Annotated in this window: 32 protein-coding genes, 1 tRNA gene and 3 pseudogenes; 16 read left to right on the forward strand and 20 right to left on the reverse strand. The window is 59.7% G+C overall.

Annotated features, from left to right (window positions below):
* Nucleotides 1-26 precede the first annotated feature (26 nt).
* Nucleotides 27-290 carry a hypothetical protein gene (locus J2Y83_RS16205; RefSeq protein WP_253396673.1) on the forward strand — a complete coding sequence of 88 codons (264 nt, stop codon included), beginning with the start codon at nucleotides 27-29 and terminating at the stop codon, nucleotides 288-290.
* Between the two features lie 58 nt (nucleotides 291-348).
* On the forward strand, nucleotides 349-648 hold the full coding sequence (locus J2Y83_RS16210; protein WP_253396674.1) for a hypothetical protein: 300 nt from the start codon (nucleotides 349-351) through the stop codon (nucleotides 646-648).
* Nucleotides 649-704: 56 nt separating this feature from the next.
* Here the strand turns inward: J2Y83_RS16210 and J2Y83_RS16215 are convergent, their stop codons facing one another.
* From J2Y83_RS16215 to J2Y83_RS16225, 3 genes are all read right to left on the reverse strand, one after another.
* Nucleotides 705-1,160 carry a hypothetical protein gene (locus tag J2Y83_RS16215; protein WP_253396675.1) on the reverse strand — a complete coding sequence of 152 codons (456 nt, stop codon included), beginning with the start codon at nucleotides 1,158-1,160 and terminating at the stop codon, nucleotides 705-707.
* A gap of 51 nt (nucleotides 1,161-1,211) precedes the next feature.
* Nucleotides 1,212-1,532: a hypothetical protein gene (locus J2Y83_RS16220; RefSeq protein ID WP_253396677.1), complete on the reverse strand. Its 321-nt coding sequence runs from the start codon at nucleotides 1,530-1,532 to the stop codon at nucleotides 1,212-1,214.
* A gap of 188 nt (nucleotides 1,533-1,720) precedes the next feature.
* Nucleotides 1,721-2,179, reverse strand: coding sequence for an Hsp20 family protein (locus tag J2Y83_RS16225; protein ID WP_122676438.1), 459 nt, complete (start codon nucleotides 2,177-2,179; stop codon nucleotides 1,721-1,723).
* Between the two features lie 336 nt (nucleotides 2,180-2,515).
* On the opposite strand from J2Y83_RS16225, the gene J2Y83_RS16230 reads away from it, so the two are divergent.
* A complete protein-coding gene (locus tag J2Y83_RS16230; RefSeq protein WP_253396678.1) occupies nucleotides 2,516-3,043 on the forward strand; it encodes a hypothetical protein in 528 nt (175 codons plus the stop codon).
* On the opposite strand, the gene J2Y83_RS16235 is transcribed toward J2Y83_RS16230, so the two are convergent.
* Together J2Y83_RS16235 and J2Y83_RS16240 are read right to left on the reverse strand one after the other, a co-directional pair.
* Nucleotides 3,040-3,810, reverse strand: a complete 771-nt coding sequence (locus J2Y83_RS16235; protein WP_253396680.1) for a C40 family peptidase — start codon at nucleotides 3,808-3,810, stop codon at nucleotides 3,040-3,042. The two genes, J2Y83_RS16230 and J2Y83_RS16235, sit on opposite strands and share 4 nt — an antisense overlap.
* 2 nt (nucleotides 3,811-3,812) lie before the next feature.
* Nucleotides 3,813-3,971, reverse strand: a pseudogene (locus J2Y83_RS16240) (phage minor tail protein L); the annotation flags it as partial.
* Nucleotides 3,972-4,012: 41 nt separating this feature from the next.
* Between J2Y83_RS16240 and J2Y83_RS16245 the strand changes: the two are divergent.
* Nucleotides 4,013-4,462 (forward strand): YqaJ viral recombinase family protein, encoded by a 450-nt coding sequence (locus J2Y83_RS16245; RefSeq protein WP_253396682.1) that lies wholly within the window; start codon nucleotides 4,013-4,015, stop codon nucleotides 4,460-4,462.
* On the opposite strand, the gene J2Y83_RS16250 is transcribed toward J2Y83_RS16245, so the two are convergent.
* Entirely contained in the window at nucleotides 4,451-4,885 is a 435-nt protein-coding gene (locus tag J2Y83_RS16250; RefSeq protein WP_253396684.1) for a hypothetical protein, read from the reverse strand. The two genes, J2Y83_RS16245 and J2Y83_RS16250, sit on opposite strands and share 12 nt — an antisense overlap.
* Nucleotides 4,886-5,079: 194 nt before the next feature.
* Complete coding sequence (locus J2Y83_RS16255) at nucleotides 5,080-5,520, reverse strand: hypothetical protein (RefSeq protein ID WP_253396686.1); 441 nt, start codon at nucleotides 5,518-5,520, stop codon at nucleotides 5,080-5,082.
* Nucleotides 5,521-5,728: 208 nt separating this feature from the next.
* Here J2Y83_RS16255 and J2Y83_RS16260 point away from each other — a divergent pair.
* Nucleotides 5,729-6,100 (forward strand): annotated as a pseudogene (locus tag J2Y83_RS16260) (nucleoid-associated protein); the annotation flags it as partial.
* A 23-nt stretch (nucleotides 6,101-6,123) separates the two neighbouring features.
* On the opposite strand, the gene J2Y83_RS16265 reads toward J2Y83_RS16260, so the two are convergent.
* Complete coding sequence (locus J2Y83_RS16265) at nucleotides 6,124-6,369, reverse strand: hypothetical protein (protein ID WP_253396689.1); 246 nt, start codon at nucleotides 6,367-6,369, stop codon at nucleotides 6,124-6,126.
* 57 nt (nucleotides 6,370-6,426) lie between these two features.
* Between J2Y83_RS16265 and J2Y83_RS16270 the strand changes: the two are divergent.
* Nucleotides 6,427-6,678, forward strand: a pseudogene (locus tag J2Y83_RS16270) (DNA cytosine methyltransferase); the annotation flags it as partial.
* Nucleotides 6,679-6,686: 8 nt separating this feature from the next.
* Entirely contained in the window at nucleotides 6,687-7,694 is a 1,008-nt protein-coding gene (locus tag J2Y83_RS16275) for a tyrosine-type recombinase/integrase (RefSeq protein ID WP_253396691.1), read from the forward strand.
* Nucleotides 7,695-7,808: 114 nt separating this feature from the next.
* Here the strand turns inward: J2Y83_RS16275 and J2Y83_RS16280 are convergent.
* Nucleotides 7,809-7,899 (reverse strand) — tRNA-Ser (locus tag J2Y83_RS16280).
* Between the two features lie 152 nt (nucleotides 7,900-8,051).
* On the opposite strand from J2Y83_RS16280, the gene J2Y83_RS16285 reads away from it, so the two are divergent.
* Nucleotides 8,052-8,723, forward strand: a complete 672-nt coding sequence (locus J2Y83_RS16285) for a Bax inhibitor-1/YccA family protein (protein WP_247404731.1) — start codon at nucleotides 8,052-8,054, stop codon at nucleotides 8,721-8,723.
* Between the two features lie 74 nt (nucleotides 8,724-8,797).
* Here the strand turns inward: J2Y83_RS16285 and murB are convergent, their stop codons facing one another.
* The 8 genes from murB to J2Y83_RS16325 all read right to left on the reverse strand — a co-directional run bounded on the left by murB (nucleotide 8,798) and on the right by J2Y83_RS16325 (nucleotide 15,653).
* Complete coding sequence (gene murB / locus J2Y83_RS16290; RefSeq protein ID WP_253396693.1) at nucleotides 8,798-9,817, reverse strand: UDP-N-acetylmuramate dehydrogenase; 1,020 nt, start codon at nucleotides 9,815-9,817, stop codon at nucleotides 8,798-8,800.
* The gene (locus tag J2Y83_RS16295; protein WP_253396694.1) at nucleotides 9,814-10,278 is read right to left on the reverse strand and encodes a low molecular weight protein-tyrosine-phosphatase; all 465 of its coding nucleotides are present in this window, start codon (nucleotides 10,276-10,278) and stop codon (nucleotides 9,814-9,816) included. The genes murB and J2Y83_RS16295 overlap by 4 nt, the downstream gene beginning before the upstream one ends.
* Nucleotides 10,278-11,042 (reverse strand): 3-deoxy-manno-octulosonate cytidylyltransferase, encoded by a 765-nt coding sequence (gene kdsB, locus J2Y83_RS16300; protein WP_253396696.1) that lies wholly within the window; start codon nucleotides 11,040-11,042, stop codon nucleotides 10,278-10,280. The genes J2Y83_RS16295 and kdsB overlap by 1 nt, the downstream gene beginning before the upstream one ends.
* Nucleotides 11,039-11,224, reverse strand: coding sequence for a Trm112 family protein (locus J2Y83_RS16305; protein ID WP_003174668.1), 186 nt, complete (start codon nucleotides 11,222-11,224; stop codon nucleotides 11,039-11,041). Before J2Y83_RS16305 ends, kdsB begins: the two co-directional genes overlap by 4 nt.
* 23 nt (nucleotides 11,225-11,247) lie before the next feature.
* Nucleotides 11,248-12,258, reverse strand: a complete 1,011-nt coding sequence (gene lpxK, locus J2Y83_RS16310) for a tetraacyldisaccharide 4'-kinase (RefSeq protein ID WP_253396698.1) — start codon at nucleotides 12,256-12,258, stop codon at nucleotides 11,248-11,250.
* A complete protein-coding gene (locus J2Y83_RS16315) occupies nucleotides 12,258-12,686 on the reverse strand; it encodes an ExbD/TolR family protein (RefSeq protein ID WP_253396700.1) in 429 nt (142 codons plus the stop codon). The genes lpxK and J2Y83_RS16315 overlap by 1 nt, the downstream gene beginning before the upstream one ends.
* Nucleotides 12,683-13,318, reverse strand: coding sequence for a MotA/TolQ/ExbB proton channel family protein (locus J2Y83_RS16320; protein ID WP_247407985.1), 636 nt, complete (start codon nucleotides 13,316-13,318; stop codon nucleotides 12,683-12,685). The genes J2Y83_RS16315 and J2Y83_RS16320 overlap by 4 nt, the downstream gene beginning before the upstream one ends.
* 109 nt (nucleotides 13,319-13,427) lie before the next feature.
* The gene (locus J2Y83_RS16325) at nucleotides 13,428-15,653 is read right to left on the reverse strand and encodes a DNA internalization-related competence protein ComEC/Rec2 (RefSeq protein ID WP_253396702.1); all 2,226 of its coding nucleotides are present in this window, start codon (nucleotides 15,651-15,653) and stop codon (nucleotides 13,428-13,430) included.
* Between the two features lie 135 nt (nucleotides 15,654-15,788).
* Here J2Y83_RS16325 and J2Y83_RS16330 point away from each other — a divergent pair, with 135 nt between their 5' ends.
* Nucleotides 15,789-16,304, forward strand: a complete 516-nt coding sequence (locus tag J2Y83_RS16330) for a DUF2062 domain-containing protein (RefSeq protein ID WP_253396704.1) — start codon at nucleotides 15,789-15,791, stop codon at nucleotides 16,302-16,304.
* 3 nt (nucleotides 16,305-16,307) lie between these two features.
* Here J2Y83_RS16330 and J2Y83_RS16335 read toward each other — a convergent pair whose 3' ends face one another.
* Together J2Y83_RS16335 and J2Y83_RS16340 are read right to left on the reverse strand one after the other, a co-directional pair.
* Complete coding sequence (locus J2Y83_RS16335; RefSeq protein ID WP_253396706.1) at nucleotides 16,308-17,678, reverse strand: sensor histidine kinase; 1,371 nt, start codon at nucleotides 17,676-17,678, stop codon at nucleotides 16,308-16,310.
* Nucleotides 17,665-18,393: a response regulator transcription factor gene (locus J2Y83_RS16340; RefSeq protein ID WP_253396708.1), complete on the reverse strand. Its 729-nt coding sequence runs from the start codon at nucleotides 18,391-18,393 to the stop codon at nucleotides 17,665-17,667. Before J2Y83_RS16340 ends, J2Y83_RS16335 begins: the two co-directional genes overlap by 14 nt.
* A gap of 205 nt (nucleotides 18,394-18,598) precedes the next feature.
* On the opposite strand from J2Y83_RS16340, the gene J2Y83_RS16345 reads away from it, so the two are divergent.
* The 4 genes from J2Y83_RS16345 to J2Y83_RS16360 all read left to right on the forward strand — a co-directional run bounded on the left by J2Y83_RS16345 (nucleotide 18,599) and on the right by J2Y83_RS16360 (nucleotide 23,348).
* Nucleotides 18,599-21,352, forward strand: coding sequence for a response regulator (locus tag J2Y83_RS16345; RefSeq protein WP_253396710.1), 2,754 nt, complete (start codon nucleotides 18,599-18,601; stop codon nucleotides 21,350-21,352).
* Between the two features lie 93 nt (nucleotides 21,353-21,445).
* Nucleotides 21,446-22,435 (forward strand): 2-hydroxyacid dehydrogenase, encoded by a 990-nt coding sequence (locus tag J2Y83_RS16350; protein WP_253396712.1) that lies wholly within the window; start codon nucleotides 21,446-21,448, stop codon nucleotides 22,433-22,435.
* Between the two features lie 71 nt (nucleotides 22,436-22,506).
* Complete coding sequence (locus J2Y83_RS16355; protein ID WP_253396714.1) at nucleotides 22,507-22,947, forward strand: hypothetical protein; 441 nt, start codon at nucleotides 22,507-22,509, stop codon at nucleotides 22,945-22,947.
* Nucleotides 22,944-23,348: an META domain-containing protein gene (locus J2Y83_RS16360; RefSeq protein ID WP_253396716.1), complete on the forward strand. Its 405-nt coding sequence runs from the start codon at nucleotides 22,944-22,946 to the stop codon at nucleotides 23,346-23,348. Before J2Y83_RS16355 ends, J2Y83_RS16360 begins: the two co-directional genes overlap by 4 nt.
* Before the next feature lie 63 nt (nucleotides 23,349-23,411).
* Here J2Y83_RS16360 and J2Y83_RS16365 read toward each other — a convergent pair whose 3' ends face one another.
* Entirely contained in the window at nucleotides 23,412-23,873 is a 462-nt protein-coding gene (locus J2Y83_RS16365) for a TlpA disulfide reductase family protein (RefSeq protein WP_253396718.1), read from the reverse strand.
* A gap of 115 nt (nucleotides 23,874-23,988) precedes the next feature.
* On the opposite strand from J2Y83_RS16365, the gene arsC reads away from it, so the two are divergent.
* The 3 genes from arsC to J2Y83_RS16380 are packed head-to-tail and all read left to right on the forward strand — an operon-like array spanning nucleotide 23,989 to nucleotide 25,356.
* Nucleotides 23,989-24,342, forward strand: a complete 354-nt coding sequence (arsC, locus tag J2Y83_RS16370) for an arsenate reductase (glutaredoxin) (RefSeq protein ID WP_253396720.1) — start codon at nucleotides 23,989-23,991, stop codon at nucleotides 24,340-24,342.
* Nucleotides 24,339-24,953, forward strand: coding sequence for an NAD(P)H:quinone oxidoreductase (gene wrbA, locus J2Y83_RS16375; RefSeq protein ID WP_253396721.1), 615 nt, complete (start codon nucleotides 24,339-24,341; stop codon nucleotides 24,951-24,953). The genes arsC and wrbA overlap by 4 nt, the downstream gene beginning before the upstream one ends.
* Nucleotides 24,937-25,356 carry a DUF2069 domain-containing protein gene (locus tag J2Y83_RS16380; protein ID WP_253396723.1) on the forward strand — a complete coding sequence of 140 codons (420 nt, stop codon included), beginning with the start codon at nucleotides 24,937-24,939 and terminating at the stop codon, nucleotides 25,354-25,356. The genes wrbA and J2Y83_RS16380 overlap by 17 nt, the downstream gene beginning before the upstream one ends.
* The last annotated feature ends 21 nt before the right edge of the window (nucleotides 25,357-25,377 follow it).

The raw sequence follows: 25,377 nt of genomic DNA on the forward strand, positions 1-25,377 counted from the left end.
TCAGCCTTCCAACATAGGAGATCAGCGTGCCCGAACCTACCCTCACCTTCAAATGCCTCGGTCACACCAAACGGGGTGACTTGATTGAGTCCTACCAGCTGGAAGTAACCGATACCCGCGATGGCACGACCGTAGAGATCTCAGTCCCGACGAGGCAGCTCATTTCAGCTCATAGCATGAAGAGCATTCTACTCGGCCGAAAAATGTTCTACTCCGTCACGCAGCGCAAGCACGCGAAAATGCTGAGCGAGATGTTCGATCAGCAGCTGCTTGAAGCAGTCGAAGACTAGCCCGGCCCGCCGGTTTTTTTCATGTCACTACTCCGAGCAATCATCAAAAGGACATTAGATGACAAGCAGATTGGCTCTTTTAAAACGTGTCTTATCCAGCCCATCCATCACAGATGGCTCAATAGACTCAGCTGACAACCTGCGCGACGGACTGATTGAAGCGCTTAAAGACTGGCCTGGAACTATGCTCTTGTGTTACGAAAAAATCCCATTCCGTAAGCCGCTTGAGAGCGACCACCGCCCCTTCGCAGAGGGCTTGATGAGCCAGTTGATCGATTACTTTCCGACCGCGACTAAACCGTACCCTCAAGTTCATCTGGATGGGTTCTGGATGCTCGCCGAAGCGAATGCCATATAGCGCCAGATGCAAAAAGCCCAGCGCAGGGCTTGGCTCGGCTCTTTTTTTCGTGGATGTTAAGAACGTTCGGGCTTTGCAGCAACGTATCCATTGACCACGTTATGGCAATCAACCGTCAGATCATTCAGAAAAGGGCTTATCTCCAGAAGCCCCATCAGCCGAAGCAGATCTGTAGCTGAATCACGGATGGGCTGCCAATCTTGATGATCGAATATCAACCGGTCGCCACAACGAAAAGCCTCTTCAGACAGGCCATTACATAGTTTCCACAGGTTTTGGAGGCCGCGCCTTACTTCGCCTGGCATGGCATTACCACAGGCCGCCAAGGTCTCGTTCAACGGCAACATTGTCATGGACCAGGCTTCGCATGCAGGGCAGTCAGGAATAGCTTCTCGCTGCTCATCTGCACTCATCGCCAAGAATTCCAGAGCAGGAAATACTTCACAAACGGCGAGTACCCGCTTGAACTCCCCCTGCCCATACCATTCCCAGAGCGTCGTTGCGAATCCCATCTTGAAGCTCCTAAACCGCTACCGCCTCTATCAAAATTCGCATGCTTGCTCCTAAAAAATTGATCCGCCGAAAGTGAAGAATTTGAACGATATCTTCTCGTCATTCACATCTCTCATTTCATAGCGAATTCTGTCGAGCCCATTATCTATACGAGCGGCTTCAAGATGCATGAATTGGGTCAACCCACCACCAAACCCGCTCAAATCAAGAGCGCTGACATCATGAAAAGTCAGTGTCACCGCATCCAAATCTGACCCATTGGCAGAAAGCACCAAAACCAAATCGTATTTGAAATCGTCGAATTTGATGTTGATCGACATAACACAATCATGCTCGCGCAGCAGATCGTTTAAGCGATCAAGCCTATCCATGTGTCAACCCGTCCGGGGTCAAATTCCATGCCATGCGCATGTCGTTCCCTCTTTGGTTTGGCGGGACTGTAGCATCAAGGAAACGGCTCCAGAAGGTCGCACGTTCTGTACATGAGGTTAAGCCTTAAATCTGAGTACACAAAAATAAAAAAGGCGCTACTAAGAGCGCCTTTTTTGATACCGCCAAGTTACTGCAAGCTAACCTGACGCAGCTCGGGAGTACCTTCGCTACCGATAGCAATTTTCTTAGGCTTGGCTTCTTCGGGCACCACACGCAGCAAGTGGATACTCAACAGTCCGTTGTTCATCGAAGCACCGCGCACTTCAATGTGATCTGCCAGTCGAAACGACAACCGAAATGCTCGTTGCGCGATACCCTGATGCAGATAGGTTACTTCTTTTTCGGTTTCGCGCTTGTCCCCAACGACTGTCAAAACACCCTTCTCGACCTGGATATCCAGATCCGCTTCTGTGAGCCCAGCTACTGCGATGACAATTCTATATTCGTCATCACCGTGCTTTTCCACATTGTGAGGCGGATAGGTATTCGGAGTCTCGCTGCGAAGCGCCGACTCAAATAGGTCATTGAAGCGATCGAAGCCAACAGATTGGCGGAACAAAGGGGCCAGCGAAAGGGTAGTAGCCATCTCAAAATCTCCTGATTAAATCCAAGTGATTAAGTGCGCGACCCTCATTCGGCGTCGCGTGATAAAAATTTATGTTGGCCGAAAAAAATTTCAAGAGGGCAGAAGAAAATTTTTACGCGGCCGAATCTTCACTCGCTGAAGCAGCGGTTCAGCATTAAGGAATGCTCGAACCGTTCTCCTGATTTGTCCACAGAGCTACGTCCTGGTGTGTTGCCTTAGCGCCGCATTCTTCCGCTCGCTTCCTGTCCAGGAATCCAGCGTGGATGGAATGCCAGTGGCATTACCATGGCGCGCGATAGTAGGCTCGCTCGCTCATAACCTCTCAATGGACTGAGCATGAAACAAGATAATGATTCGAACCACTTCAAGCGCTGGCCATATGTTCCAGAGCTGCGCGATGACGGCGACCGCAACAATGGCGCCGTAGATCTAATCGAAAACCCCGCGCAGATCGCGCTCATCCACGAGGCAACCGATGAAAACGGCCTTCGCCCTCTACTCGTTGAACTGAACAAGCCTGACGGAAGATTCATGTCTCTCGGCTGCGCATCGGGATTGGATGGAAATTATCACTCGTATGTCGAATTCACGCTCCGAGACCATTCACTTGCGATAAAAAAGGATGAGCTTGAGTCGATTTACTCTCGCTGGCTCGATTGGCAAAGCAAGGTGGACGCGAAACACCCAGGCTTTTCCAAAGCTCTTCGTGAAAATGTGGTATGGGAGACGCGTACATTTTCACTCCGTGGAAAAGAGCCGCAACATCTGATAACTGTCTTCCATCGCGCGCCGGATGAAGCAAATCATCGAACTCTTGCTGAGTACATGGTGATTTTTCTTCGTTCACTTGAATCATCCTCTTAAGACTCTGCGCGGTATCTCGCATCTTTGTGCCTGAGGATCAGGCGCGCTCGGTCGTGCCAGGGGCCGCCGAAAACTATGATTTCGGACGGCCTGCCGTATAGGTGGTGCAGTAGGAATGGGCCAGGCCCGAAGGTGCCCGGCTCTTCGCCGGGTAGCGCTGGGTCAGTGCCCAGGTAGATCCCCGCGTGATTAGGGTGAGCCGTCCGGCCGACCTGCATAACGATCAGATCCCCTCGCTGTGGTCGGTCGACGCGTACAAAGCCGGCGGCCTCGTAGTTGGCCTCGTACAGACTGACGTTCTCCGCACTCTCCCACCAGCCATCGACGCGCTGGAATGCTTCGAACTCCAGCCCCCATTCCCGCTGATACCATTCGGCGCATACAGCCCAACAGTCCCACACCCCATGAACAAATGGACGCTTGAGCAGTGGCGTGCTGCCGGTCGGCATGACCGTGCGCAAATCCCCTTCAGGCCACGACAATATGTACCAGGACAACGCCGTGGCCTCGCACATGGCCAGGTCATGCGGTGATGGTCTGCTGGTGGCGTCCGGATGCGAGTGAACGATCCCGATCACCTCGCCCAAATCTTCTGCCGCAGCGTAATCCTCGGGATCAAGCCGAAACTCTTCGTTCGGCTCCGTGGCGATGTTCCGGCACGGGAAGTACTTTTGCGCGCGCCCGACGCTCAGCAGCAGACCGCAGCACTCTTTCGGGTACTCGGTTGCAGCGTGCGCCTGGATCGCCGCGATGATGTGCTTGCGCATGGTCAGCTCCTCGCGATCAAGCTGACGGCGGGGAATCCACCGAAACTAAGCTCGTTGTTCTCGCCAAAGCGCAACTTGCACGACGACAGGCAGCCCTTGCACTGATCCTTGGCAGGGTCATCCGTGGGGTTACCGTCGATGCCGACTTTACCGATATAACCGGCCCCAGCGGTGACCAGTCCCATTCAGAGGAGGCTGCGTAGTGAGAACTGAGCTTCAGGGCACAGAAAAGTGGCATGCGGACCGATCTGGTCGCGTGACAGCCAGCCGCTTTAAAGACGTGATGGCCTGGAGGAAGCCTGACAAAAATGGTAAGCGCGAGCCTATGGGCGCGCGCACCTCGTACATGCGTGAGCTTTGCTTCGAGCGGCTGGCAAAGAAGTCCAAGCACAACGTCAGCAGCGCCTCTTTAAAGTGGGGCCACACCGAAGAACAAAAGGCCCAAGACGCCTACGAGATGCTGACGGGCAACATCGTCATACCGTCAGAGTTCATCGTCCACCCGAAGTACGACTGGCTTGGATGTTCGCCAGACGGACTTATCAACGATGACGGCGGTACCGAAACGTGGCGCGTGAATTCCGCAACAAAAGCCTGCTTGCCATCCAGAAAGACCCGGGTGACGAGATTATCGAGCCATCTATTTAACTGATGTTGGAGGCGCTTCGTTGGCAACAGGATCCGCAACATCCGCTGGCTGCCCAGTCTCCACGTCACGAACCTCGTATCTCCACCAAGACAGCGAAGAGATCCCATAGAGCCCATAAGTACGGCCGCCTACCAGATCAACAGTCATTTCAATCGGAGCAGTTTGCTGTTCCGCGGTAATAAATTTACGAACTTGAATCTTATGCCTGCCTGCACCCAGCCGGTATTCGCTTTGGCGGCTCAGCCAATAAAGGGTTTGATCGTCGTCAATCTTAAATATCGTCAAAGATTTGTCGAACTGCTGAATCGTAGCGATTTCGGAGTTTGATTTTCCTTCTGCACTTTTGTGTTCGTAATGAATACACCCGGTCAGCGTGAAGCTGAACAAAGTCATTGCTATACAGCGCCAAAAAATCTTATGTCGCATCAGTGCTCCTTATAGGCTCAAATCCAAGGTGCGGATTGATACCTTATCCTTTCCAAAATTCCATCCTGCTCGCTGCATCCGGTAACGGAGGACGCCGCCGGGACTGGAAGGACCGTAAATGTGAAGTAGCGACATGATCCGAATTGATCAGTGGCTCGATCTATAAATGAACGCCGGCCATCCACTAGCTTTGATTACTGGGCGCTAACACTTGGAACCCATAAAGTACATGCAGTCGCGGCCTGAGCAACGAGCCAATCATGCTCACGCTTTGCGAAGGGTCGAGGCATCTCATAAGAGATCCGAAGCGCAAAGTTATAGGCGCTAATGACTTCGTTTCCAGTCGGCATCGTTTCTTTCAATTTTGTGTTGGTTTTTAGTCCTTCTACCGCTCCATGTAGAGCTAGCGCCTGCGTGGAGGTGTCTGCGCTTTCCTCCAAGATATTTACCACGATAAAAGCTGCATTGGAGCAGCGATCCATCTTTTCCCACTGCTTCAGCTGTGCCTCATCACCGAGCGCTACAGCAGAGGTGAGCAGCATCAGTGATGCCAATCCAAATACGCATAGTTTTGATCCTTCAAAAATTTCGGCATTAATACCCCACCCCAAACCAAATTGCCACCACCGACTCACCGGAGGGCGGCGCCTGCACGAGGTAAACGAAATGCCTGTACGCCATAGCGCAATCCACAAGATCGACAAGAAGCCCGACGGCAGCCCAGCAGTTCTTCACCTGGCCTCCGCCGAACAGGTTGAAAGCCAAGCCCGCGACGACCTGATGCTGCAGTTCAACGAAAGCTACAACGCTACCGCCGGCAAGGCCTGGGGTTTCTTTCATCATGAGTCAGGCGCTCTGCCAGAAGAGTCGGCGCGCGAGAAGACCCAGGCGCTGGTCAGCTACTCCATAGCCCAGGCCAAGCTGGGCGAGCCGATCACCCTTGGCGAGCTGTCGGAGTTGATTGACGAAGATCAGCCGAAGAACTTCTACGACTTCATCAAGGCGAAGGACTACGGACTTTCCGAAACCCGTCCGCCGGACAAGAAGACCCTCAACAAATTCCGCCGCTTCACCGGCCGGGCTGAGGGCATGTCGATCAGCTTCGAGGCGCATCTGCTGGGCGACAAGATCGAGTTCAACGAAGCGGGCGGCACGCTGACGCTGCGCGGGTTGCCCACTCAGCTCACTGAACAGCTCAAGCGCGCAGCCGCCTAATCGGCTCGATTCGGGAGACGGAATTATTTCTCTTCAATAGCTTTGAACTGGCCGTAAGCAGACTCCAGCTCATTACAGGCGCTTGCAACGTGCGGATGACCAACATGTCGGTACTTGCTGTTATCCAGAATCAGCTCTTTGGATTTTTCGTACAGCTTGTGGTGATCAAGACCAAGTACTTCCGCGGCTCCGAACGCTGCAACAAGCGCCTGCTCCAATTGAATTTCACGATCTGTAGCTATCTGTCTCTCTCCTTGATCCGGCTCCATGCCGGTCACCCGTAATACCCCATATCAACGAATCACGCCAGCCGGCGAGGATCCCCTATGTCCGCACAACATAAGAAACACCCCTTCGATTTCAAAACCCAATACGGACTCGGCTTCAACCCTCAGGACGATGAGATCGTTGTCGACTTCTTCTGTGGTGGTGGCGGTGCCGGTACCGGCTTGGAGATGGGCCTGGGCCGCGCGGTGAACGTGGCGAAGAACCACAGCCCGCAAGCGATCAGCATGCACACCGTGAACCACCCGGGAGCCCAGCACTTCACCACCGACGTGTTCGATGGCGACCCGGACCGCCGCGCATGTACCAGCGGACGAGAAAGCGGAAAAACGGCACCATCTGGACCGCCTTCTATTACCGAGACACAACAGGAAAGGACGTACCGCTGGGCAAGGACCTGAACAAGGCGCGATTGAAATGGGCGGAACTGGAAGCGAAGGACAAGCCGGCGGACCTGACAACCATGAAGGGGATTTTCGACCGGTATGTGCGTGACGTCATACCGAAAAAGGGTGAGCGGACCCAGAAGGACAACCTGGCCGAACTGAAGCAGCTCCGGCCCATGTTTGATGATGCTCCCATCGACTCAATCACGCCGGCCAGCATTGCCGGATACCGCGACGCCCGCACAGCCAAGGTGCGGGCCAATCGTGAGATCGCGCTGTTGTCCCACGTCTTCAACATAGCCAGAGAATGGGGGCTCACCGAACGCGAGAACCCTTGCCAGGGCGTCAGGAAAAACAAAGAGACGCCCCGTGATTACTACGCAAATGCGGTGGTGTGGGATGCAGTCTACGGCATGGCTGGACCTGAACTCAGGGAGGCGATGGATCTGGGATACCTGACTGGCCAGCGTCCGGCTGACGTGATCGCCATGCGAATTGACGACGTGGATGGCGATTACTTCCTGGTCACACAGGGGAAAACAGGGCTAAAGCTCAGGATTCTGATGCGAACAAAGGAAGGGGAAAACAGTCTGGGAAGGCTGGTTCGGGAAATTTCCGAGAGGAATGCCGCCCACCCTTCCAAATATCTGCTGATCAACAAGCACGGAAAAAGGATGACGAAGGGGATGCTGCGCTTGCGCTGGGACAAGGCGAGAGAGATGGCTTGCGAGAAAGCTATCGAACAAGGAGATCCGATGCTCGCTGCAAAGATCGGCGGGGTTCAATTCCGACATATCCGACCCAAGGCGGCGTCTGAAATTGTGGATATCGGCGATGCGAGCCTGCTATTGGGGCATAGCAATCAGGAAATCACAAAGCGCGTTTATAGGAGACTCGGCGCCACCGCGAAGCCGTCAAAATAGAAAAGTTATGGAACGCTTCCATAATAGTTCTGGAACGCCGAGCAAATTAAGATCGGAAGTGTCCAAACCACAGAAACGCAAAAGCCCCGCATTGCGGGGCTTTCGTATGAATCTTGGCGGGAAACCAGGGATTCGAACCCTGGGAACGCTATTAACGTTCGCCGGTTTTCAAGACCGGTGCATTCAACCACTCTGCCAATTTCCCTTTTGCATCACAGGATTATAGCAGCCCATCCTGTCTCAGCGGGCGCCATAATACCCGAATGAAACACACTGTCAAACTCTCGCCATCGCTAGTTACAGAGCGTCTGTTATGATCTTTGCGACTGAACGTTTCAAAACCGAAGGAGTGTCGCCATGCGCGAACAGAATTACGCAGTGAATGGTAACGCGCAGGCTGAGCAGCTTGAAGTCAGCCGCGTCTTGCGCAACACCTATGGCTTGCTCGCCCTTACCCTCGCATTCAGCGGCGTGATGGCGTTCATGGCCCAGCAGATGCGCGTCGGCTACCCGAATATCTTTGTCGTGTTGATCGGCTTCTACGGTCTGTTCTTCCTGACCAACAAGCTGCGTGACTCGGCCTGGGGCCTGGTGTCGGCGTTTGCATTGACCGGTTTCATGGGGTTTATCCTCGGCCCGATCCTTAACCGCTACCTCGGCATGGCCGGCGGCGCGGAAGTGGTCAGCTCGGCGTTTGCCATGACGGCCCTGGTGTTTGGTGGTTTGTCGGCGTATGTGCTGATTACCCGCAAGGACATGAGCTTCCTGGGTGGCTTCATCACCGCCGGTTTCTTCGTGTTGCTAGGGGCAGTGGTCGCCGGCATGTTCTTCCAGATCAGCGGTCTGCAGTTGGCGATCAGCGCAGGCTTTGTGCTGTTTTCCTCCGTGTGCATCCTGTTCCAGACCAGCGCCATCATCCACGGCGGTGAGCGCAACTACATCATGGCGACCATCAGCCTGTATGTGTCGATCTACAACCTGTTCATCAGCCTGTTGCAGATCTTCGGCATCATGAGCCGCGACGACTGATTGCCAGCAGCATAAAAAATGCCCCGCATCGCGAGATACGGGGCATTTTTGTTTCAGGGGACTTTGTTCTGGGCTCAGTACTGGTTGGGCTCCATCTCCAGGTCGACCTTGAAACGTTCGGCAATATCCTGCTGGATACGTAGCGCCAGGTTCGCGATGTCATGTCCGGTGGCGCCGCCGTAGTTGACCAGCACCAATGCCTGCATCTTATGCACGCCGGCATCGCCATCGCGAAAGCCCTTCCAACCGGCCTTGTCGATCAACCAGCCGGCGGCGAGTTTCATCTGGCCGTCCGCCTGGGGATAGGCCACCAGGTCCGGATACACGCCTTGCAGCTCAGCCGCCAACGCCTGGGACACCAGTGGGTTTTTGAAGAAGCTGCCGGCGTTGCCCAGTTCTGCGGGGTCCGGCAGTTTTTCCCGACGAATGCTGCAGATTGCCCGACTGACATCGCTCGGAGTAGCTTCGGTAATCCCCTGCCCGGCCAGGCGCTGTTGCACTGGGCCGTAGTCGAGCTTGAGGTGGCTGACGCGGCTCAAGGCAAACCGTACTCGCAGGATCAACCAACGCCCGGTTTCGTGTTTGAACAGGCTGTCCCGGTAGGCGAAGTTGCATTCTTCCAGGTTGAAATCACGCAACTCGCCGGTCTGGCGGTCCAGGGCCGTCAAGCCGGCGAACACATCCTTGATCTCCACACCGTAGGCGCCGATGTTTTGCATCGGTGCAGCACCCACGGTGCCGGGGATCAAGCTGAGGTTTTCGAGGCCGCAGAGGCCATGTTCCAGGGTCCACAGTACAAACGGATGCCAGGCTTCGCCCGCTTCGGCCTCGACCAGCACGTGCTTGCCATCATCCTGTAGCACACGAATGCCCCGGGTCGCCATGCGCAATACCAGGGCTGGAATGTCCCGGGTCAGCAGCAGGTTGCTGCCACCACCGATCACCAGCAGCGGTACTGCCTGCGCGGCGGCGTAGGCCAGGGCTTCGCGAACATCCGCGTCGCTATGAGCCTCGGCGAAGAGCTGGGCACGCACGTCGATACCAAAGCTGTTGAATGGCTTGAGCGATACCTGCGCAAGTACTTGCAAGGTCATAACCGCCCCTTCAATTCGATCACCAATAAATCACAGGCTCGCTCGATCAGGTCCAGGACCCGCTCAAAGCCTTGTTCGCCTTCGTAGTAAGGATCTGGCACCTCGTCCACTTCCGAGTCGTAGCGGCGCAGGAACAGGTCCAGCTCGGCCTTGCCCTGCCCCGACTGCATGGCCTTGAGGTTGCGCAGGTTGCTGTGGTCCATCGCCAGGATCAGGTCGTAGCGCGCAAAGTCGGCGCTGCTGACCTGCTGCGCACGCTGGGCCGACAGATCATAACCCCGCGCCCGCGCTGCACGCTGGCTACGCTGGTCCGGTGGGTTGCCGACATGCCATTCGCCCGTGCCGGCAGACGCCACATCGACCTGGCCGGCCAAACCCGCTTCGGACAATTTATGACGCAATACGCCTTCAGCGGTTGGCGAGCGGCAGATATTGCCCAGGCAGACAAACAGAACCTCCATCAGGCCCCCAGCAGGCGGCGGACGCGGTCGAGGTCTTCCTGAGTGTCGACACCCGCAGGCGGTGCTTCCAGAGCGTCGGCGACGTGGATGCGCACGCCGTGCCACAGGGCACGCAGTTGCTCCAGGGATTCGGTGTTTTCCAGCCAGCACGGGCCCCAACTGACGAAGTCCTGCAGGAAACCGGCGCGGTAGGCGTAGATACCGATGTGACGGCGGTACGGCACGCCCTCTGGCAACAGGTCAGGATTCCTGGCAAAAGCATCCCGCGCCCAGGGCAACGTCGAGCGACTGAACGTCAGCGCCAGGCCGTTGATGTCGCTGACCACCTTGACCACGTTCGGATTGAACAGGGTGTCGATATCTTCGATGGGCTCGGCCAGCGTCGCCATGCGCGCTTCACCATGGGCAGCCAGGTTGGCGGCCACCTGGTCGATCACGCTCGGCGGGATCAACGGCTCATCACCTTGCACATTGACCACGATGGCATCAGGCGCCAGGCCAAGCTGTGTGGCCACTTCGGCCAGGCGGTCGGTACCGGAATTATGGTCTTCGCGGGTCAGTACCGCTTCGGCACCGAAGGTTTTGCAGGCGTCGATAATACGTGGATCATCGGTAGCCACCACCACGCGCTCGGCGCTGCTTTTGCAGGCCTGTTCCCATACCAACTGAATCATCGGCTTGTTGCCGATCAGTTGCAGCGGTTTACCCGGCAGGCGGGTCGAGGCGTAGCGCGATGGAATGACAACGGTAAAGGCTGTAGTCATTTATCCAGACGCTCGTCGGTGGTCAGCGTGCGGGCTTCGCTTTCCAGCATCACCGGGATGCCATCACGGATCGGGTAAGCCAGGCCGGCGCCTTTGCTGATCAGTTCGGTCTTGTCAGCGCTGAGCTTGAGTGGGCCTTTGCAGATCGGGCAAGCGAGGATGTCGAGCAGTTTGGTGTCCATGAGTGTTTCCTGGAATGAAGCGTTTAAGGCAAGAGACGGGCGGGCAACAGACGCATCAGTTGCGTGTCGAACCAGGCGACAAACGCCGGCGACGGCACCGCATCCACCGCAAGGTACCACCAGTCAGGCTGGGCAAAGACGCGGCACTTCACCGCGTCCTTCTCGGTCATGACCAGCGGCAATGATGGTGTGAAATTCAAGACCTCGGCGCTGTAGGGCGCATGGTCGGCAAAAACATGGGGTATCGGTTGCCAGTGTAGCGTTTCAAGGGTGTTGAAGAAACGTTGCGGGTTGCCGATCCCGGCGACCGCATGCACCTGCTGGCCTGCCGGGAAGTAATCGACCGGCTGACGCTCGTCGGTTTGCAAGTTGACCAACACCGTGGGCTGCAGGCAAAAGGCGAAGCCATCTTCGCGATCGGCGCCGGCGCCATTATAGAGCAGCGCATCCACGCTCTGCAGGCGCTCCGCCGGTTCGCGCAACGGCCCGGCAGGCAGGCAGCGGCCATTGCCCAGGCCCCTGGCGGCGTCGATCAGCACCAGTTCAAGGTCGCGAGCCAGGCGGTAATGCTGCAGGCCGTCGTCGGAGAGGATCAGGTCCAGGGTTTCGCTGGCCAGCAGCGTCTTCACTGCGCGACTGCGGTCAGGGTCGATCATCAAGGGAACGCCGCAGCGCTGCACGATCAGCAAGGGTTCATCGCCAGCCACTTCGGCGCTGTGGCCGGCCTCGACCCTCCACGGCAACTGCGGTGGCTTGGCACCATACCCGCGACTGACCACGCCCACGCGCAAACCGCTACGTTGGCAGTGCTCAATCAACCACAGGATCAAGGGTGTCTTGCCAGTCCCGCCCACGGTGATATTACCGACCACCACCACCGGCACCGGCGATTGGTAGATCTCGCCCTCGCCCGCCAGGAAACGCGCGCGCTTGCGCTGCACCACCGCGCGATACAACGACTCCAGCGGCCGCAACAACGTCAGCGCCGGATGGCCCTCGTACCAGGCCTTGAGCAAACGATCGGACATGGCCATCAGGGTTGGCTCGCCGCCTCGACGGTGCTCATGCGCAAGTGGCTGAACCCGAGCTTGCCGGCAGCGTCCATCGCGGTAATCACCGCCTGGTGCTGGGTCTTGCCATCGGCACTGATGGACAGCGGCATCTTGGTATCGCCACCGGACTCTTTCTGCAGAGCCTCCATCAGGATGTTGAGGTCGTTTTTCTCGAGCAACTGGTTATTCACCGAAAACACGCCGTCGGCACTGATGGCAATATCCAGTTGCTTGACCTCCTGGTCCTCGGCCGGCGAGCCGCTGACCGCTTCCGGCAAATCGACCCGCAGCTCGGTCTGCCGTGTAAAGGTGGTGGTCACGACAAAAAACAGCAGCAGGATAAACACCACGTCGATCAGCGACGCGAGGTTGATATCAACATTTTCCCGTTGCTTGCGGCGAAATTTCACGCTTTGCCCCCGACCAGATCCACGTCACGATCGCCCTGCACCACTTCCACCAGCTTGATGGCTTCCTGCTCCATGCCGACCACGAGTTCATCGATCCGGCGTTGCAGGAAACGGTGGAAGAACACCGAGGGAATACCGACCATCAGGCCCGCCGCCGTGGTGATCAGGGCCTTCGAGATACCACCGGCCAGCACCGCCGCGTTGGTGGTCATGCCCGAGCCCATGAACGAGCTGAAAATATCGATCATGCCCAGGACGGTGCCCAGCAGACCGAGCAACGGCGCCATGGCGGCGATAGTGCCGAGGGCGTTGATATAACGCTCCAATTCATGGATAACCCGCGCTGCGGCCTCTTCAATGCACTCTTTCATGATCTCGCGACCATGCTTGGAGTTGGCCAACCCGGCCGCGAGGATTTCACCCAGAGGCGAGTTGGCGCGCAGTTCCTTGAGTTTCTGCTTGTCGAGCTGCTTGTTCTTGATCCAGCCCCAGACCTGTCCCAGCAGATGCTCGGGCGTGACGCGACTGGCGCGCAGGGTCCACAGGCGTTCGGCAACGATGCCGAGTGCGGCGATGGAGCTCAAGATGATCGGCAACATCATCCAGCCGCCGGATTTGACCAATTCCCACACAGTGAATGTCCCCTCGAAAAAGTGCGCCACTTTACCATATAGGTCAGGCAGCGGGGCTCGTCGACCCACGACCCGCCTATCGCAGGCTTCGGTCATTGGTAACGCCCGGTTACGGTAACGCTTCTCGCCAGAAGCGGCGTTGACTGCGCGCAACAATCGGTGGTGCGAAGGCCCCTAATCGCAAACGCACCGCGCCCTGTTCGGCGCTGTCATACACCTGACTACCCAATGCTTGATAGCGTTCCACCACCTGCGGGTGAGGATGGCCGAACGCATTGCCACGCCCTCGGGAAATCAGCACCGACTTCGGCGCCAGCCGCTGCAGAAAGGGAGCGGATGAAGAGCTGCGGCTACCGTGGTGAGGTGCTTGCAGCCAATCGGTCGGCACCGCCAGGGCCGAGGCCAGAAACGCCTTCTCTGCGGCGCGATCGATATCGCCAGTGAGCAGCAGGCGTTCGCCATTGGCCTGCACCTGCAATACACAGGACTTCGGGTTGCGGCTAATGGCGTCGGGCCATTGCCAAAGTTCAAATGACACACCATCCCACACCCACTGCTCACCGCTGATACAAGGCTGAGTGTGAAGAAACGCCGGCAACCCTTCGGTTTCGCCACCGACGACCCGTTTGATCGGCAGCCCGCTGGCGACAGCGGCCGCACCGCCGGCATGATCGGCATCGGCATGGCTCAATAACATCATGTCCAAAGCGTCTATCCCGAGCTTCTTCAGCGACGGCAACACCACCCGCGCGCCGAGATCAACCGCCCCGGAGCGCGGGCCGGCATCGTAGAGCAAGGTGTGATGGCGGGTGCGCAGGATCAATGCCTGCCCTTGCCCGACATCCAACTGCAACACGTCCACCTGCCCGTGGGGCACCGGCTCGCGCGGCGGGAACACTGCCAACAACAGCATCGGCCAGCCCAGCAGCCGAAACGGCACGCCCTTGGGCAGCAGCAGCAACACCGCACCGACCAGGCTTACCAGCCAATACCCCACGGGCACCTCGGCCGGTATCCACGCAGGTAATTGCGCCGCCAGTAGCGCCAGGGCCTTGAACAGGCCGCCCAGCGCCCCACCCGCCAGCCACAACAAGCCCTCGCCCACAAACGGCAGCGTCAGCAGTGCAGTCCCAAGTAAGGCCAGGGGCAACACCACCAGGCTGATCCACGGCACCGCAAATAGATTGGCGAGCGGCGCGCTGAGACTGATGGGCAAACCGAGCACCAGCAACACCGGAAAAAGACCGATGGCAATCAACCATTGCGGACGGGTCCATGCCTGCCAGACGCTCCACCGCCCCAATCGCCCGCCGAAAGTCAGCGCCAGCACCGCCACCGCCGCAAAGGACAACCAGAACCCCGGCTGCAAGCTGGCCAAGGGTTCAAGGATCAGCACGCCATTAAACGCCAGCAACAGTGGCCACCAGATGCCCAAATGACGGAAACGCAAACGCCACAGCAACACCAGCCCCACCATCACACAGGCGCGCTGCACCGGCACGCCGAATCCCGCCAGCAGGCCGTACCCCAGCGCTGCGGTAAACGCCAGGCCACACGCCCACGGCAGCCACGGCCAGGTCCGCGGCCAGCAGCCGTAGCGCGCCAGAGCGGCGACGAGCGCGTAGATCAACCCCGCCAACAGGCCGATGTGCTGGCCGGAAATGACCAGCAAATGCACCGTGCCGGTGTCCTGCAAGACACGCCAGTCCTCGGCCGCCAGTCCCGATCCGTCCCCCAGCACCAGGGCCGCCAGTCCGGCCTCGCGCCCTTGGGCATCCACCGCCATCAAGCGCTGACGGACCCCGTCGCGCCAAGCATTGCGGGCCGGCGCCAGACGTTCACCGTCCTTCACCGAGCCGGTGGCGCCAATACGCTGGGCGAGCAGCCAAGCTTCATGGTCGACGCCATGGAAGTTGAGCAGGCCCGACGGACGTTTAAGCGTCACCGCGAGGCGCCAGCGTTCACCGCTGCGTACCGGTGGCCCACCGTGCCAGGACAGCCGAATCCGCGTGGGCAGCCGGGCTTTGCGCGACCGGCTGTCGGTTAGCTCGAAACGCACGCCGCTGTCGGTCTGCTGCGGCAACCCGGTCACGCGCCCCTCCAGCCAACGTGTCTGGCCGTCGAGCGCCGGACGCAAGCGATCATCCAGCGCCCACTGCGCGCTCATGCACGCCCAGCTCAAGCCGAATAGGAAAAACGCCAGCGGGTAGGTACGAAACGGCAGCAGCATCAACGCCACCAGCACCAGGGCCAACAGCGCCCCGGTAGGCGGCAGTGCGGGTAGAAATCGCAGCGCAAGCAGCCCGAGTGCAAGCGCGAACATCCCTGTCCTCATGGATCATTCCTTTGAAGTGATCCACTCAGTCTTAGCCGCCGCCCGGGCACCGCCTATGATGTTTTGTCACAAAGTCTGAATTTTCTGTTTATAGAATGCGGGCATACTTGCCCCTCGATCTGACCTGGACCCCTTATGCCCCGGCGCTTATTCAAACGGTACATGCCCGACCCCACGAGTATCAGGGAACACAAGTCATTACAGTTTCTTGGCACCTTGTTGCATGACCCGAACCTCTGGCACTTGAATCGGCACTCGGTGGCACGCGCCATGGCGGTGGGCCTGTTCGCGGCCTTTATCCCGATCCCCTTGCAGATGCTATTGGCGGCAGCGCTGGCAATCACCGTGCGTGGCAATATGCCGATTGCCATCAGCCTGGTGTGGCTGACCAACCCGATCACCATGCCGGTGGTATTTCTGTGTACCTACATGACTGGCGCCTGGCTGATGAATGTGCCACCGCGCAGCCTGCCTCACGACCTGTCCTGGGAGTGGATCAGCGGGCAGTTGAGCACGCTGTGGCAGCCGTTCCTGCTCGGCTCGGTGGTACTGGGTGCGGTGTTGGGCACGCTGGCTTATTGCCTGACCATGGGTTACTGGCGCTGGTGGGTCGCGCACCAATGGAAAAAACGCAAACAGCGTCGCGCTTGAGCCCTAGGTGGCCAGCATACGCAGATGCACACGCAAGCCTTGGCCGGTATTTTCCGCCCACAGGCAACCGTCCTGACGCTGCACCGCATTGCGCGCGATGCTCAACCCCAACCCGAAGCCACCGTCGCCAGGTCGTGAGCCATCCAAGCGGGTAAACGGCGCGAAGATCCGTTCCAGGTCGCGCTCATCAATGCCCCCGCCCTGATCCTCCAGCCATAGGTGCCAGTATTCGCCGTCACGGCGCCCATCCAGGCTGACGACACCGTCCACCGGTGAATGCCGTATGGCGTTGCGCAGGATATTTTCCAAGGCCTGGGCCAAAGCGTTCAGATTACCGCGTACCCAACAGTCCGGCCCCAGCAGGCATGGCAGCCGCGAGGCTGGCCAATCGCTTTCGAAACAGGCGTTTTCCTTGAGCATGTCCCACAGCGCCTGAACCTGAATATCTTCGACAGGCAGCGGCGTCCGCTCGGTATCCAGCCAGGCCAATTGAAGGCTGTCCTCGACCAGGCGCTGCATCGCGTCGATCTCTCGCCCCAACCGTTCACGCAGTTGCGCCAGATCCTGCTCGCTGTCACAGGCCACGCGCAACCGGCTCAGGGGGGTGCGCAGTTCATGGGACATGTCCCGCAACAACTGTTGCTGCAACACCACGGTGCCCTGCAAACGTTCGGACATATGGTCAAAGGCCCGACCCAGCTCGCCCAATTCATCCTGACGACTGGTGGCTGCGTAGGACAGCCGTGTGTTCAATTGATCGGCACGCCAGGCATTGGCCTGCTCGCGCAGCTGGTTCAGCGGCACGATCAACAGCCGATAGAGGCCGATGCACAACAACAGGGTAAACAGACCGGGAATCACGCCATTGGTCACCACCCGCCAAAACAGTTGGTAACGTCCCGGCATAAAGCGCTGGGGCAACTCGATCACCAGCGAGCCGACGCTGGGGTCCAGGGGAAACGGGATTTTCAACCATGGCAGGCCTTTGACGTGGCGGCTGACCGGCCAGTCCAGGCCACGCAGGAAGGTCAGGCGCTGGCTTTCCTTGTCGGTCAACGGCATGCTGCCAAGGGATTGCAGATCGTTGCCGATCACGCCGATCCAGGTGCTTTCACGCGCCGCCATCAGTTGCAGCCAGGCGTCCACGCCGGCACTGCCCTGGGTACTCCAGGCCAACTCTGCTCCCGCCGCATAAGCGCTGAGAATCTCGCGAGAGGTTTCGGACAGATAGGCGTTCTGCTGCTCCATGTACCGACCCCAGGACCAACTGAGCCAGATCATCAACAAACAGAAGGCAATCAGCAGGCAGGCCAGTTTCCAGAATAACGAGTGTTTACCCGGCAGCCGTTTCAAGCGCCCCTCAAAGGCTGTCATCGTGACCACTCAACACATAGCCCTTGCCCCACACCGTGCGCACTTCGCGCTCGCTGTAGCCGATAACTTTGAGTTTGCGGCGAATCTGGCTGATATGCATGTCGAGGCTGCGGTCATGGGGCGCATAACCACGCTGCAGCACATGCTGATAAAGGAAGGCCTTGCTCAGCACTTCCTCGCCGCTGCTGTGCAAGGTGTGCAGCAGGCGGTATTCGCTGCGGGTCAAGCCGGCCCAGTGTTGCTGGTAGAAGACGTCGGACAGTTCATCGTCAAAGCGCAGGCTACGGACGTCGTCGCGCACGGTCGGCAAACTCGCCAGCGGGCGGCGATCCAGGGCCACCCGGCGCAGGATGGCTTCGATACGCACCCGCAACTCGATCATGCTGAACGGTTTGGGCAGGTAATCGTCCGCGCCCAGGCGAAAGCCGTTCACGCGATCGGCTTCGGCGCCCAGGGCCGACATCAGGATCACCGGCACCGAATGGCTCTGGCGCAGGTGCGTGAGGATCTCCAGCCCATCCAGCCCAGGCAGCAGAATGTCCATCAACACCACGTCGAAGGCTTGCTCGCGGGCCATTTCCAGGCCTTGCTGACCGTTCTGGCACCACGTGACCTGAAAACCACAGCGCCCCAGATGCTCATGGACATAGGCGCCCAGCACGGGGTCATCTTCGATGGTCAGGATACTGGGTAGGCCAACTGTTGCGGGATTCATTAGCGTCTGCAAGTCATTCTCAATCACTGATTATTCAAGATTCCCCCCCGCCAGGCAATCGCCACGTCGCGCCAAATGGCTCGAAGATTGCCATCCGTGATTAATTTGCAAGATTCCAGACCGCGCAAATGGCTACACTGCGCGGGTAACGCGGGCCGGATGCCTGCACGGACGATTGATGACAACGTGGTTGCAGGAGAGTGGCGTGCTTACAAGAATGGGGATAAAAGGCCGCGTACTATTGCTGACCTTATTACCGACCAGCCTGATGGCCTTGTTGTTGGGCGGCTATTTCACCTGGATGCAGCTCTCGGAGTTGCAGTCTCAGTTGCTGCAACGCGGCGAAATGATCGCCGAGCAGTTGGCCCCGTTGGCGGCTCCCGCCCTGAGCAGCAAGAACACCGACCTGCTGGAACGCATCGCCACCCAATCTCTGGAACAACCGGACGTGCGCGCCGTTTCTTTCCTCGCACCGGACCGCTCGTCCATGGCCCACGCCGGCCCGACCATGCTCAACCCGCCGCCGGCGGGTAACAGCTCTCACCTGCTACAGCGCACCGGCAACGACGCCACCCGCTACCTGCTGCCGGTGTTTGGGCACCATCGCAACCTTGCCGGCGAGCTGATCCCCGATGAAGCCGACCGCCTGTTCGGTTGGGTCGAGGTGGAACTGTCCCACAATGGCATGTTGCTGCGCGGTTACCGCAGCCTGTTCGCCAGCCTGCTGTTGATTGCCATCGGCCTGATCTGCACGGCGGCCCTGGCCCTGCGTATCAGCCGCACCATCAATTCGCCGCTCGGCCAGATCAAGCAAGCCGTGGCCCAACTCAAAGACGGCAACCTGGAAACCCGCTTGCCTGCGCTGGGCAGCCAGGAACTGGATCAACTCGCCTCGGGCATCAACCGCATGGCCGAGACCCTGCAGAACGCCCGGGAAGAACTGCAGCACAGCATCGACCAGGCCACCGAAGACGTGCGCCAGAACCTGGAAACCATCGAAATCCAGAACATCGAGCTGGACCTGGCGCGCAAGGAAGCCCTGGAGGCCAGCCGCATCAAGTCGGAGTTCCTGGCCAATATGAGCCACGAAATCCGCACGCCGCTCAACGGCATACTCGGTTTCACCCACCTGCTGCAAAAAAGCGAGCTGACGCCGCGCCAGTTGGATTACCTGGGCACCATCGAAAAGTCCGCCGATAACCTGCTGGGCATCATCAACGAGATCCTCGATTTCTCGAAGATCGAAGCCGGCAAGCTGGTACTCGACAGCGTGCCCTTCAACCTGCGGGACTTGCTGCAAGACACCCTGACCATCCTCGCCCCCGCCGCCCATGCCAAACAGCTGGAACTGGTGAGCCTGGTGTACCGCGACACACCGCTGGCATTGGTGGGTGACCCGCTGCGCCTCAAGCAGATCCTGACCAACCTGATCAGCAATGCGATCAAGTTCACCCGCGAAGGCACCATCGTGGCCCGCGCGATGATCGAGGATGAACAGGAAGACAGCGTGCAACTGCGCATCAGTGTGCAGGACACCGGCATCGGCCTGTCCAACCAGGACGTGCGCACGCTGTTCCAGGCGTTCAGCCAGGCCGACAATTCGCTGTCGCGCCAACCGGGCGGCACCGGCCTGGGCCTGGTGATTTCCAAGCGCTTGATCGAACAGATGGGCGGCGAAATCGGCGTCGACAGCACACCGGGCGAAGGCTCGGAGTTCTGGATCAGCCTGAACCTGCCCAAGACCCGCGACGACGTCGAAGACCTGCCCTCTGCGCCGCTGCTCGGCCGCCGCGTGGCCGTGCTGGAAAACCACGAACTGGCGCGCCAGGCCTTGCAGCACCAACTCGAAGACTGCGGCCTGGAAGTCACGCCGTTCAATACCCTGGAAAGCCTGACCAACGGCATCACCAGCGCACACCAGACCGAACAGGCGATCGACTTGGCGGTACTCGGCGTCACCGCCAATGACATCCCGCCCGAGCGCCTCAACCAGCATCTGTGGGACCTCGAACACCTGGGCTGCAAGGTACTGGTGCTGTGCCCGACCACCGAGCAAATGCTGTTCAACCAGTCGGTGCCCAACCCCAACAGTCAGTTGCAGGCCAAGCCCGCGTGTACGCGCAAGCTGCGCCGCGCCCTGGCCGACCTGATCAGCCCGCGCCCCTCTCGCTGCGAGCCGGGCGAGCCACTCTCCAGCCGCGCACCCCGCGTGCTCTGTGTGGATGACAACCCGGCCAACCTGTTACTGGTGCAAACCCTGCTGGAAGACATGGGCGCCAAGGTGCAGGCGGTGGAAAGTGGTTACGCGGCCATCGAGGCAGTCAAGCAGGAGACCTTCGACCTGGTGCTGATGGACGTGCAGATGCCTGGCATTGACGGCCGTAAAAGTACCGAGGCGATTCGCCAGTGGGAAAGCGAGCGCCACGGCACGCCGCTGCCGGTGGTGGCCCTCACCGCCCACGCCATGGCCAATGAAAAGCGTGCGCTGCTGCAAAGCGGCATGGACGACTACCTGACCAAACCCATCAGCGAGCGGCAATTGGCCCAGGTAGTGTTGAAGTGGACCGGCCTGGCCCTGCGCAACCAAGGGCCGGAGCGCCCGACCGAAGGCCTCGGCCCAGGCGTGCGATTGCTCGTGCTGGACCACGAGGAAGGCCTGCGGCTGGCCGCGGGCAAGGCTGACCTGGCGGCGGACATGCTCGCAATGTTGCTCGCCTCCCTGGAAGCCGACCGCCTGGCGATTACCCTCGCCCGCGAAGCCAATGACAACCACGCCTTGATCGAACGCGTCCATCGCCTGCACGGCGCCACCCGTTACTGCGGCGTGCCGCAACTGCGCGCCGCCTGCCAACGCGCCGAAACCCTGCTCAAGCAGGACGACGCCAAGGCCATGGCCGCGCTGGACGAGCTGGACATGGCCATTGCCCGGTTGGCCAGTGAAGCGCGGGTCAGCGCCTGACACTTTTTATGGAGGCGAGCTTGTGTGGGAGCCGGGCTTGCTCGCTCCCACAGGGTTCGCGTTACCAAAACGTAGATTGCAGGGAGCATTTTAATGCGCGTCATTCTTTTCAGCAGCCAGACCTACGACCGCGACAGTTTTCTCGGCGTGCCGCTACCGCCCGGCCTGGAACTGCAATTCCAGCCCGCCCGGCTCACCCTCGACACCGTGGCCCTGGCCGAACACCACGAAGCGGTCTGCGCGTTTATCAACGATGACCTCAGCGCGCCCGTGCTCGAGCACCTGGCCAAGGGCGGCACTCGCTTGATCGCGCTGCGCTCGGCCGGTTACAACCATGTCGACCTCGCCGCCGCCAAGCGCCTGGGCCTGACCATCGTGCGGGTGCCCGCCTATTCGCCGCATGCCATCGCCGAACACGCCGTGGCGCTGATTCTCGCCCTGAACCGGCGCCTGCATCGTGCCTACAACCGCACCCGCGAGGGCGACTTCAGCCTGCACGGCCTGACCGGCTTCGACCTCGTCGGCAAGACCGTCGGTGTGGTCGGCACCGGGCAGATCGGCGCCACCTTCGCCAAGATCATGGCCGGCTTCGGCTGCCACCTGCTGGCCTACGACCCGTTTCCCAACCCGCTGGTCCAGGCCCTCGGCGCTCGCTATGTGAGCCTGCCCGAACTGCTGGCCGAGGCGCAGATCATCAGCCTGCACTGCCCGCTCACCGCCGACAGCAAGCACCTGATCAATGCGCGCTCCCTGGCGCAGATGCAAACCGGCGCGATGCTGATCAACACCGGGCGCGGTGGCCTGGTGGACACCCCCGCGCTGATCGAAGCACTCAAGGACGGCCAGCTCGGCTACCTGGGGCTGGATGTGTATGAAGAAGAAGCCCAGCTGTTTTTCGAGGACCGCTCCGACCTGCCCCTGCAAGACGACGTGCTCGCGCGCCTGTTGACGTTCCCCAACGTGATCGTCACCGCGCACCAGGCATTCCTCACCCGCGAGGCCCTGGCGGCGATTGCCGACACCACCCTGGCCAATATCGCGGCCTGGGCCGATGGCCGTGCGCAGAATCGTGTCGACGGATGATCAGCGGTCACATACCAGGCGCATGATCCACAGGCGCGCGTGCTAGGATGCCGCGCCTATTTGGAGGAACCATGGCCGAACACGATTTCCGCTTCAGCTTGCTGAGCCCGCAACACACCCTGATCGAATGCCGCGCCCTGGTGCCGGGCCGTTACCAGGTCACCGGCAACAGTGGTTCGATCAAGCATGGCGACGTACTGATCGTCACCTTGCGCGGCAGTAAAACCCTGTCGATGCGCCTCACCGTCGAAGGCGACGCGCGCTACTCCATCCGCCCGGCGGGCCAGTGGGTCGCCATGGCCCAAGGGCCGAAGTTCGGCGAGCTGGAGATTCACACCTGGAACGTCAACTGCGACAGCTGCGAGGCCGTGTTGGAGTTTGAATTCGCGGTGGAGACCAAGCTGACCAAGGAACCGCTGCAACCGGCCGCCAATGCGCGCATTGCCGAGTTGGGCTGGGCCAGCGAAGGCGCCAAGCACCGCTGCCCGAAATGCCAGAAGGCCGCGCAATGAAAGGCCTGCTTCTGCTGGCCGCCGTCGGGGCCGGCCTGATGGGCTGCGCCGGTGATGCGGTAAAGCTCGAGCAGGATCATAGCTACGTGGTGGAATGGATCGGTGAGCGGCCGCTGATGGATTACGCGCACCTGAGCGTCACCCTGGGCGCCGATGGTCGCGCCTACGGCAACGGCGGGTGCAACCACTGGTTTGCACCGTACACCGTGGAGGGCGACAAACTCAGCTTCGGCAAGATCGGCAGTACCCGCAAACTCTGCGGCGACGCCCTGATGGAGCAGGAACACCGCTTCTTCCAGGCCCTGCAAGGCGTTGAGCGCTGGGACATCTCGCCGATCGAGCAGACCCGTTTCTGGCCTGCCGAAGGCAAGCCCATTCGCCTGTGGCTGGAAGAAGGCTGATACCGCCGCCCGCAGGCTCAATGGGATCTAACTGTGGGAGGGAGCAAGCCCCCTCCTACATTTTCAACCGCGCAGGGCCTTGAGTTTGTCCAGCACGCCTTGCGCGGTCTGCTCGCCCATCAACTGCTCACGCACCTTGCCCTTGTCATCGATGATGTAAGTCACCGGCAACGCTTCGCTGCGTGGAATATCAAAGATCCCGTCCGGGTTCTGTGCCAGCACGGTGAACTTGATGCCCAGCTTGTCGCTGGCGTCCTTCAGTTCTGCACCCTGCACATTGTCGAAATTGACCCCGAACACGCCGACGTTCTGCCCTTTCAACTGTTCCGACAAGGCGTTGAGCTCAGGAATTTCCGTGCGACACGGGCCACACCATTCCGCCCAGTAGTTGACCACCAGCCATTGCTTGTCCAAGCGCTCGGCCGCCACTTTCTGGCCATATTGGTCAACGCCGTAGTCATTACCGCAGCCGCTGAGCAGCAGGGTTGTGATGATCGCCAATGCACCGATCAGTCGCCTTGTCATGGGGTAATCCTTCGCAAAAATGAACGTTGGCTGCGGCTGATCGCCTCTTACGGTTTAAGGACCGGGCGCAGCGCAGGTAGAATACCCGCCACCTTACGCAAGATGCGACCCGCACATGACCGATCTGACGCTTTATCACAACCCGCGCTGCTCGAAATCCCGCGGAGCGCTCGAACTGCTGGAAGCTCGCGGCCTCGCCCCGACGGTGGTGCGCTACCTGGAAACCCCGCTGAATGCCGCGCAATTGAAAGCCCTGCTGACCAAACTGGGGATCAGCGCACGCCAACTGCTGCGCACCGGCGAAGAGGAATACAAAACCCTCAACCTGGCTGACGCGACACTCAGCGAAACACAGTTGATCGCCGCCATCGCCGAGCACCCTAAGTTGATGGAACGTCCGATCCTCGAAACCACCGACAAAGCCATCATCGGCCGGCCGCCGGAGAACGTGCTGGAGCTCCTGCCGTGAGTACGCCGTATGTGCTGGTGTTGTATTACAGCCGCAACGGCTCGGTCAGCGAAATGGCCCGGCACATTGCCCGAGGTATCGAACAAGGCGGGATGGAAGCGCGCCTGCGCACCGTGCCGGCGATCTCCACCGAGTGCGAGGCAGTAGCGCCGAGCATTCCGGCCGAAGGCGCGCTGTACGCCAGCCTGGATGATTTGAAGCACTGTTCAGGCCTGGCCCTGGGCAGCCCGACCCGCTTCGGCAATATGGCCGCGCCGTTGAAATACTTTATCGACGGCACCAGCAACCTCTGGCTGACCGGCGCCCTGGTCGGTAAACCGGCCGGGGTATTCACCTCCACCGCCAGCCTGCACGGCGGCCAGGAAACCACGCTGATGTCGATGCTGCTGCCGCTGCTGCACCACGGCATGCTGATCACCGGCCTGCCTTACAGCGAACAAGCGCTGCTGGACACCCAGGGTGGCGGCACGCCTTACGGCGCCAGCCACCATGCCGGGCCAGACGGCAAGCGCCTGCTGGATCAACATGAAATCGCCCTGTGCAAGGCCCTTGGCCTGCGCCTGGCGAAAACCGCTGTGCTGCTGGAGAACGGCCGTGGCCAAAAAACCTAAAATCCTGCCACCCCAGGCATGGCTGGAGCCGCGGGTCAAAGTCGCACGCGCGCTGAGCCTGCTGGCGTTTTTCGGCCTGGTCGGTCTGCTCTGCGTGTATTACCTGTTCATCGCCGACCTGCACGGCGCACGCCCGTGGGTGATCCTGCTGATCGAGTTGGTGCCGCTGCTGGTGCTGGCGCCGGGTATGCTGATCGGCAGCGCGCGCGGACACTCGTGGATGTGCTTTGTGGTGAACCTGTATTTCATCAAGGGCGCGCTGGCGGCCTATGACCCGAACCGCCAGTGGTTCGGTGTGCTGGAAATGCTGGCGAGCCTGGCGCTGTTCTGTACGGCGCTGCTGTATGTGCGCTGGCGGTTCCAGTTGGATCGGCGCTTGGCCGGCGAGGGTCAGCCAGCCTGACCCGCCATCATCGCGGACAAG

Origin of the sequence: Pseudomonas marginalis, from assembly GCF_024169655.1 — a bacterium.
In the GTDB taxonomy this organism is placed as follows: Bacteria; Pseudomonadota; Gammaproteobacteria; order Pseudomonadales; family Pseudomonadaceae; genus Aquipseudomonas; species Aquipseudomonas paraveronii.

What these genes read in the sequence shown, in the direction of transcription:
- J2Y83_RS16335 (WP_253396706.1), bottom strand. Translation starts at nt 17,678, where the DNA reads ATGACAGCCTTTGAGGGGCGCTTGAAACGGCTGCCGGGTAAACACTCG.
- J2Y83_RS16275 (WP_253396691.1), top strand. Translation starts at nt 6,687, where the DNA reads ATGTACCAGCGGACGAGAAAGCGGAAAAACGGCACCATCTGGACCGCC.
- J2Y83_RS16220 (WP_253396677.1), bottom strand. Translation starts at nt 1,532, where the DNA reads ATGGATAGGCTTGATCGCTTAAACGATCTGCTGCGCGAGCATGATTGT.
- J2Y83_RS16305 (WP_003174668.1), bottom strand. Translation starts at nt 11,224, where the DNA reads ATGGACACCAAACTGCTCGACATCCTCGCTTGCCCGATCTGCAAAGGC.
- J2Y83_RS16365 (WP_253396718.1), bottom strand. Translation starts at nt 23,873, where the DNA reads ATGACAAGGCGACTGATCGGTGCATTGGCGATCATCACAACCCTGCTG.
- J2Y83_RS16360 (WP_253396716.1), top strand. Translation starts at nt 22,944, where the DNA reads ATGAAAGGCCTGCTTCTGCTGGCCGCCGTCGGGGCCGGCCTGATGGGC.
- J2Y83_RS16225 (WP_122676438.1), bottom strand. Translation starts at nt 2,179, where the DNA reads ATGGCTACTACCCTTTCGCTGGCCCCTTTGTTCCGCCAATCTGTTGGC.
- murB (WP_253396693.1), bottom strand. Translation starts at nt 9,817, where the DNA reads ATGACCTTGCAAGTACTTGCGCAGGTATCGCTCAAGCCATTCAACAGC.
- J2Y83_RS16285 (WP_247404731.1), top strand. Translation starts at nt 8,052, where the DNA reads ATGCGCGAACAGAATTACGCAGTGAATGGTAACGCGCAGGCTGAGCAG.
- kdsB (WP_253396696.1), bottom strand. Translation starts at nt 11,042, where the DNA reads ATGACTACAGCCTTTACCGTTGTCATTCCATCGCGCTACGCCTCGACC.
- arsC (WP_253396720.1), top strand. Translation starts at nt 23,989, where the DNA reads ATGACCGATCTGACGCTTTATCACAACCCGCGCTGCTCGAAATCCCGC.
- J2Y83_RS16215 (WP_253396675.1), bottom strand. Translation starts at nt 1,160, where the DNA reads ATGGGATTCGCAACGACGCTCTGGGAATGGTATGGGCAGGGGGAGTTC.
- J2Y83_RS16250 (WP_253396684.1), bottom strand. Translation starts at nt 4,885, where the DNA reads ATGCGACATAAGATTTTTTGGCGCTGTATAGCAATGACTTTGTTCAGC.
- J2Y83_RS16340 (WP_253396708.1), bottom strand. Translation starts at nt 18,393, where the DNA reads ATGAATCCCGCAACAGTTGGCCTACCCAGTATCCTGACCATCGAAGAT.
- J2Y83_RS16355 (WP_253396714.1), top strand. Translation starts at nt 22,507, where the DNA reads ATGGCCGAACACGATTTCCGCTTCAGCTTGCTGAGCCCGCAACACACC.
- J2Y83_RS16210 (WP_253396674.1), top strand. Translation starts at nt 349, where the DNA reads ATGACAAGCAGATTGGCTCTTTTAAAACGTGTCTTATCCAGCCCATCC.
- J2Y83_RS16230 (WP_253396678.1), top strand. Translation starts at nt 2,516, where the DNA reads ATGAAACAAGATAATGATTCGAACCACTTCAAGCGCTGGCCATATGTT.
- J2Y83_RS16265 (WP_253396689.1), bottom strand. Translation starts at nt 6,369, where the DNA reads ATGGAGCCGGATCAAGGAGAGAGACAGATAGCTACAGATCGTGAAATT.
- J2Y83_RS16350 (WP_253396712.1), top strand. Translation starts at nt 21,446, where the DNA reads ATGCGCGTCATTCTTTTCAGCAGCCAGACCTACGACCGCGACAGTTTT.
- J2Y83_RS16295 (WP_253396694.1), bottom strand. Translation starts at nt 10,278, where the DNA reads ATGGAGGTTCTGTTTGTCTGCCTGGGCAATATCTGCCGCTCGCCAACC.
- J2Y83_RS16235 (WP_253396680.1), bottom strand. Translation starts at nt 3,810, where the DNA reads ATGCGCAAGCACATCATCGCGGCGATCCAGGCGCACGCTGCAACCGAG.
- J2Y83_RS16330 (WP_253396704.1), top strand. Translation starts at nt 15,789, where the DNA reads ATGCCCCGGCGCTTATTCAAACGGTACATGCCCGACCCCACGAGTATC.
- J2Y83_RS16325 (WP_253396702.1), bottom strand. Translation starts at nt 15,653, where the DNA reads ATGAGGACAGGGATGTTCGCGCTTGCACTCGGGCTGCTTGCGCTGCGA.
- lpxK (WP_253396698.1), bottom strand. Translation starts at nt 12,258, where the DNA reads ATGGCCATGTCCGATCGTTTGCTCAAGGCCTGGTACGAGGGCCATCCG.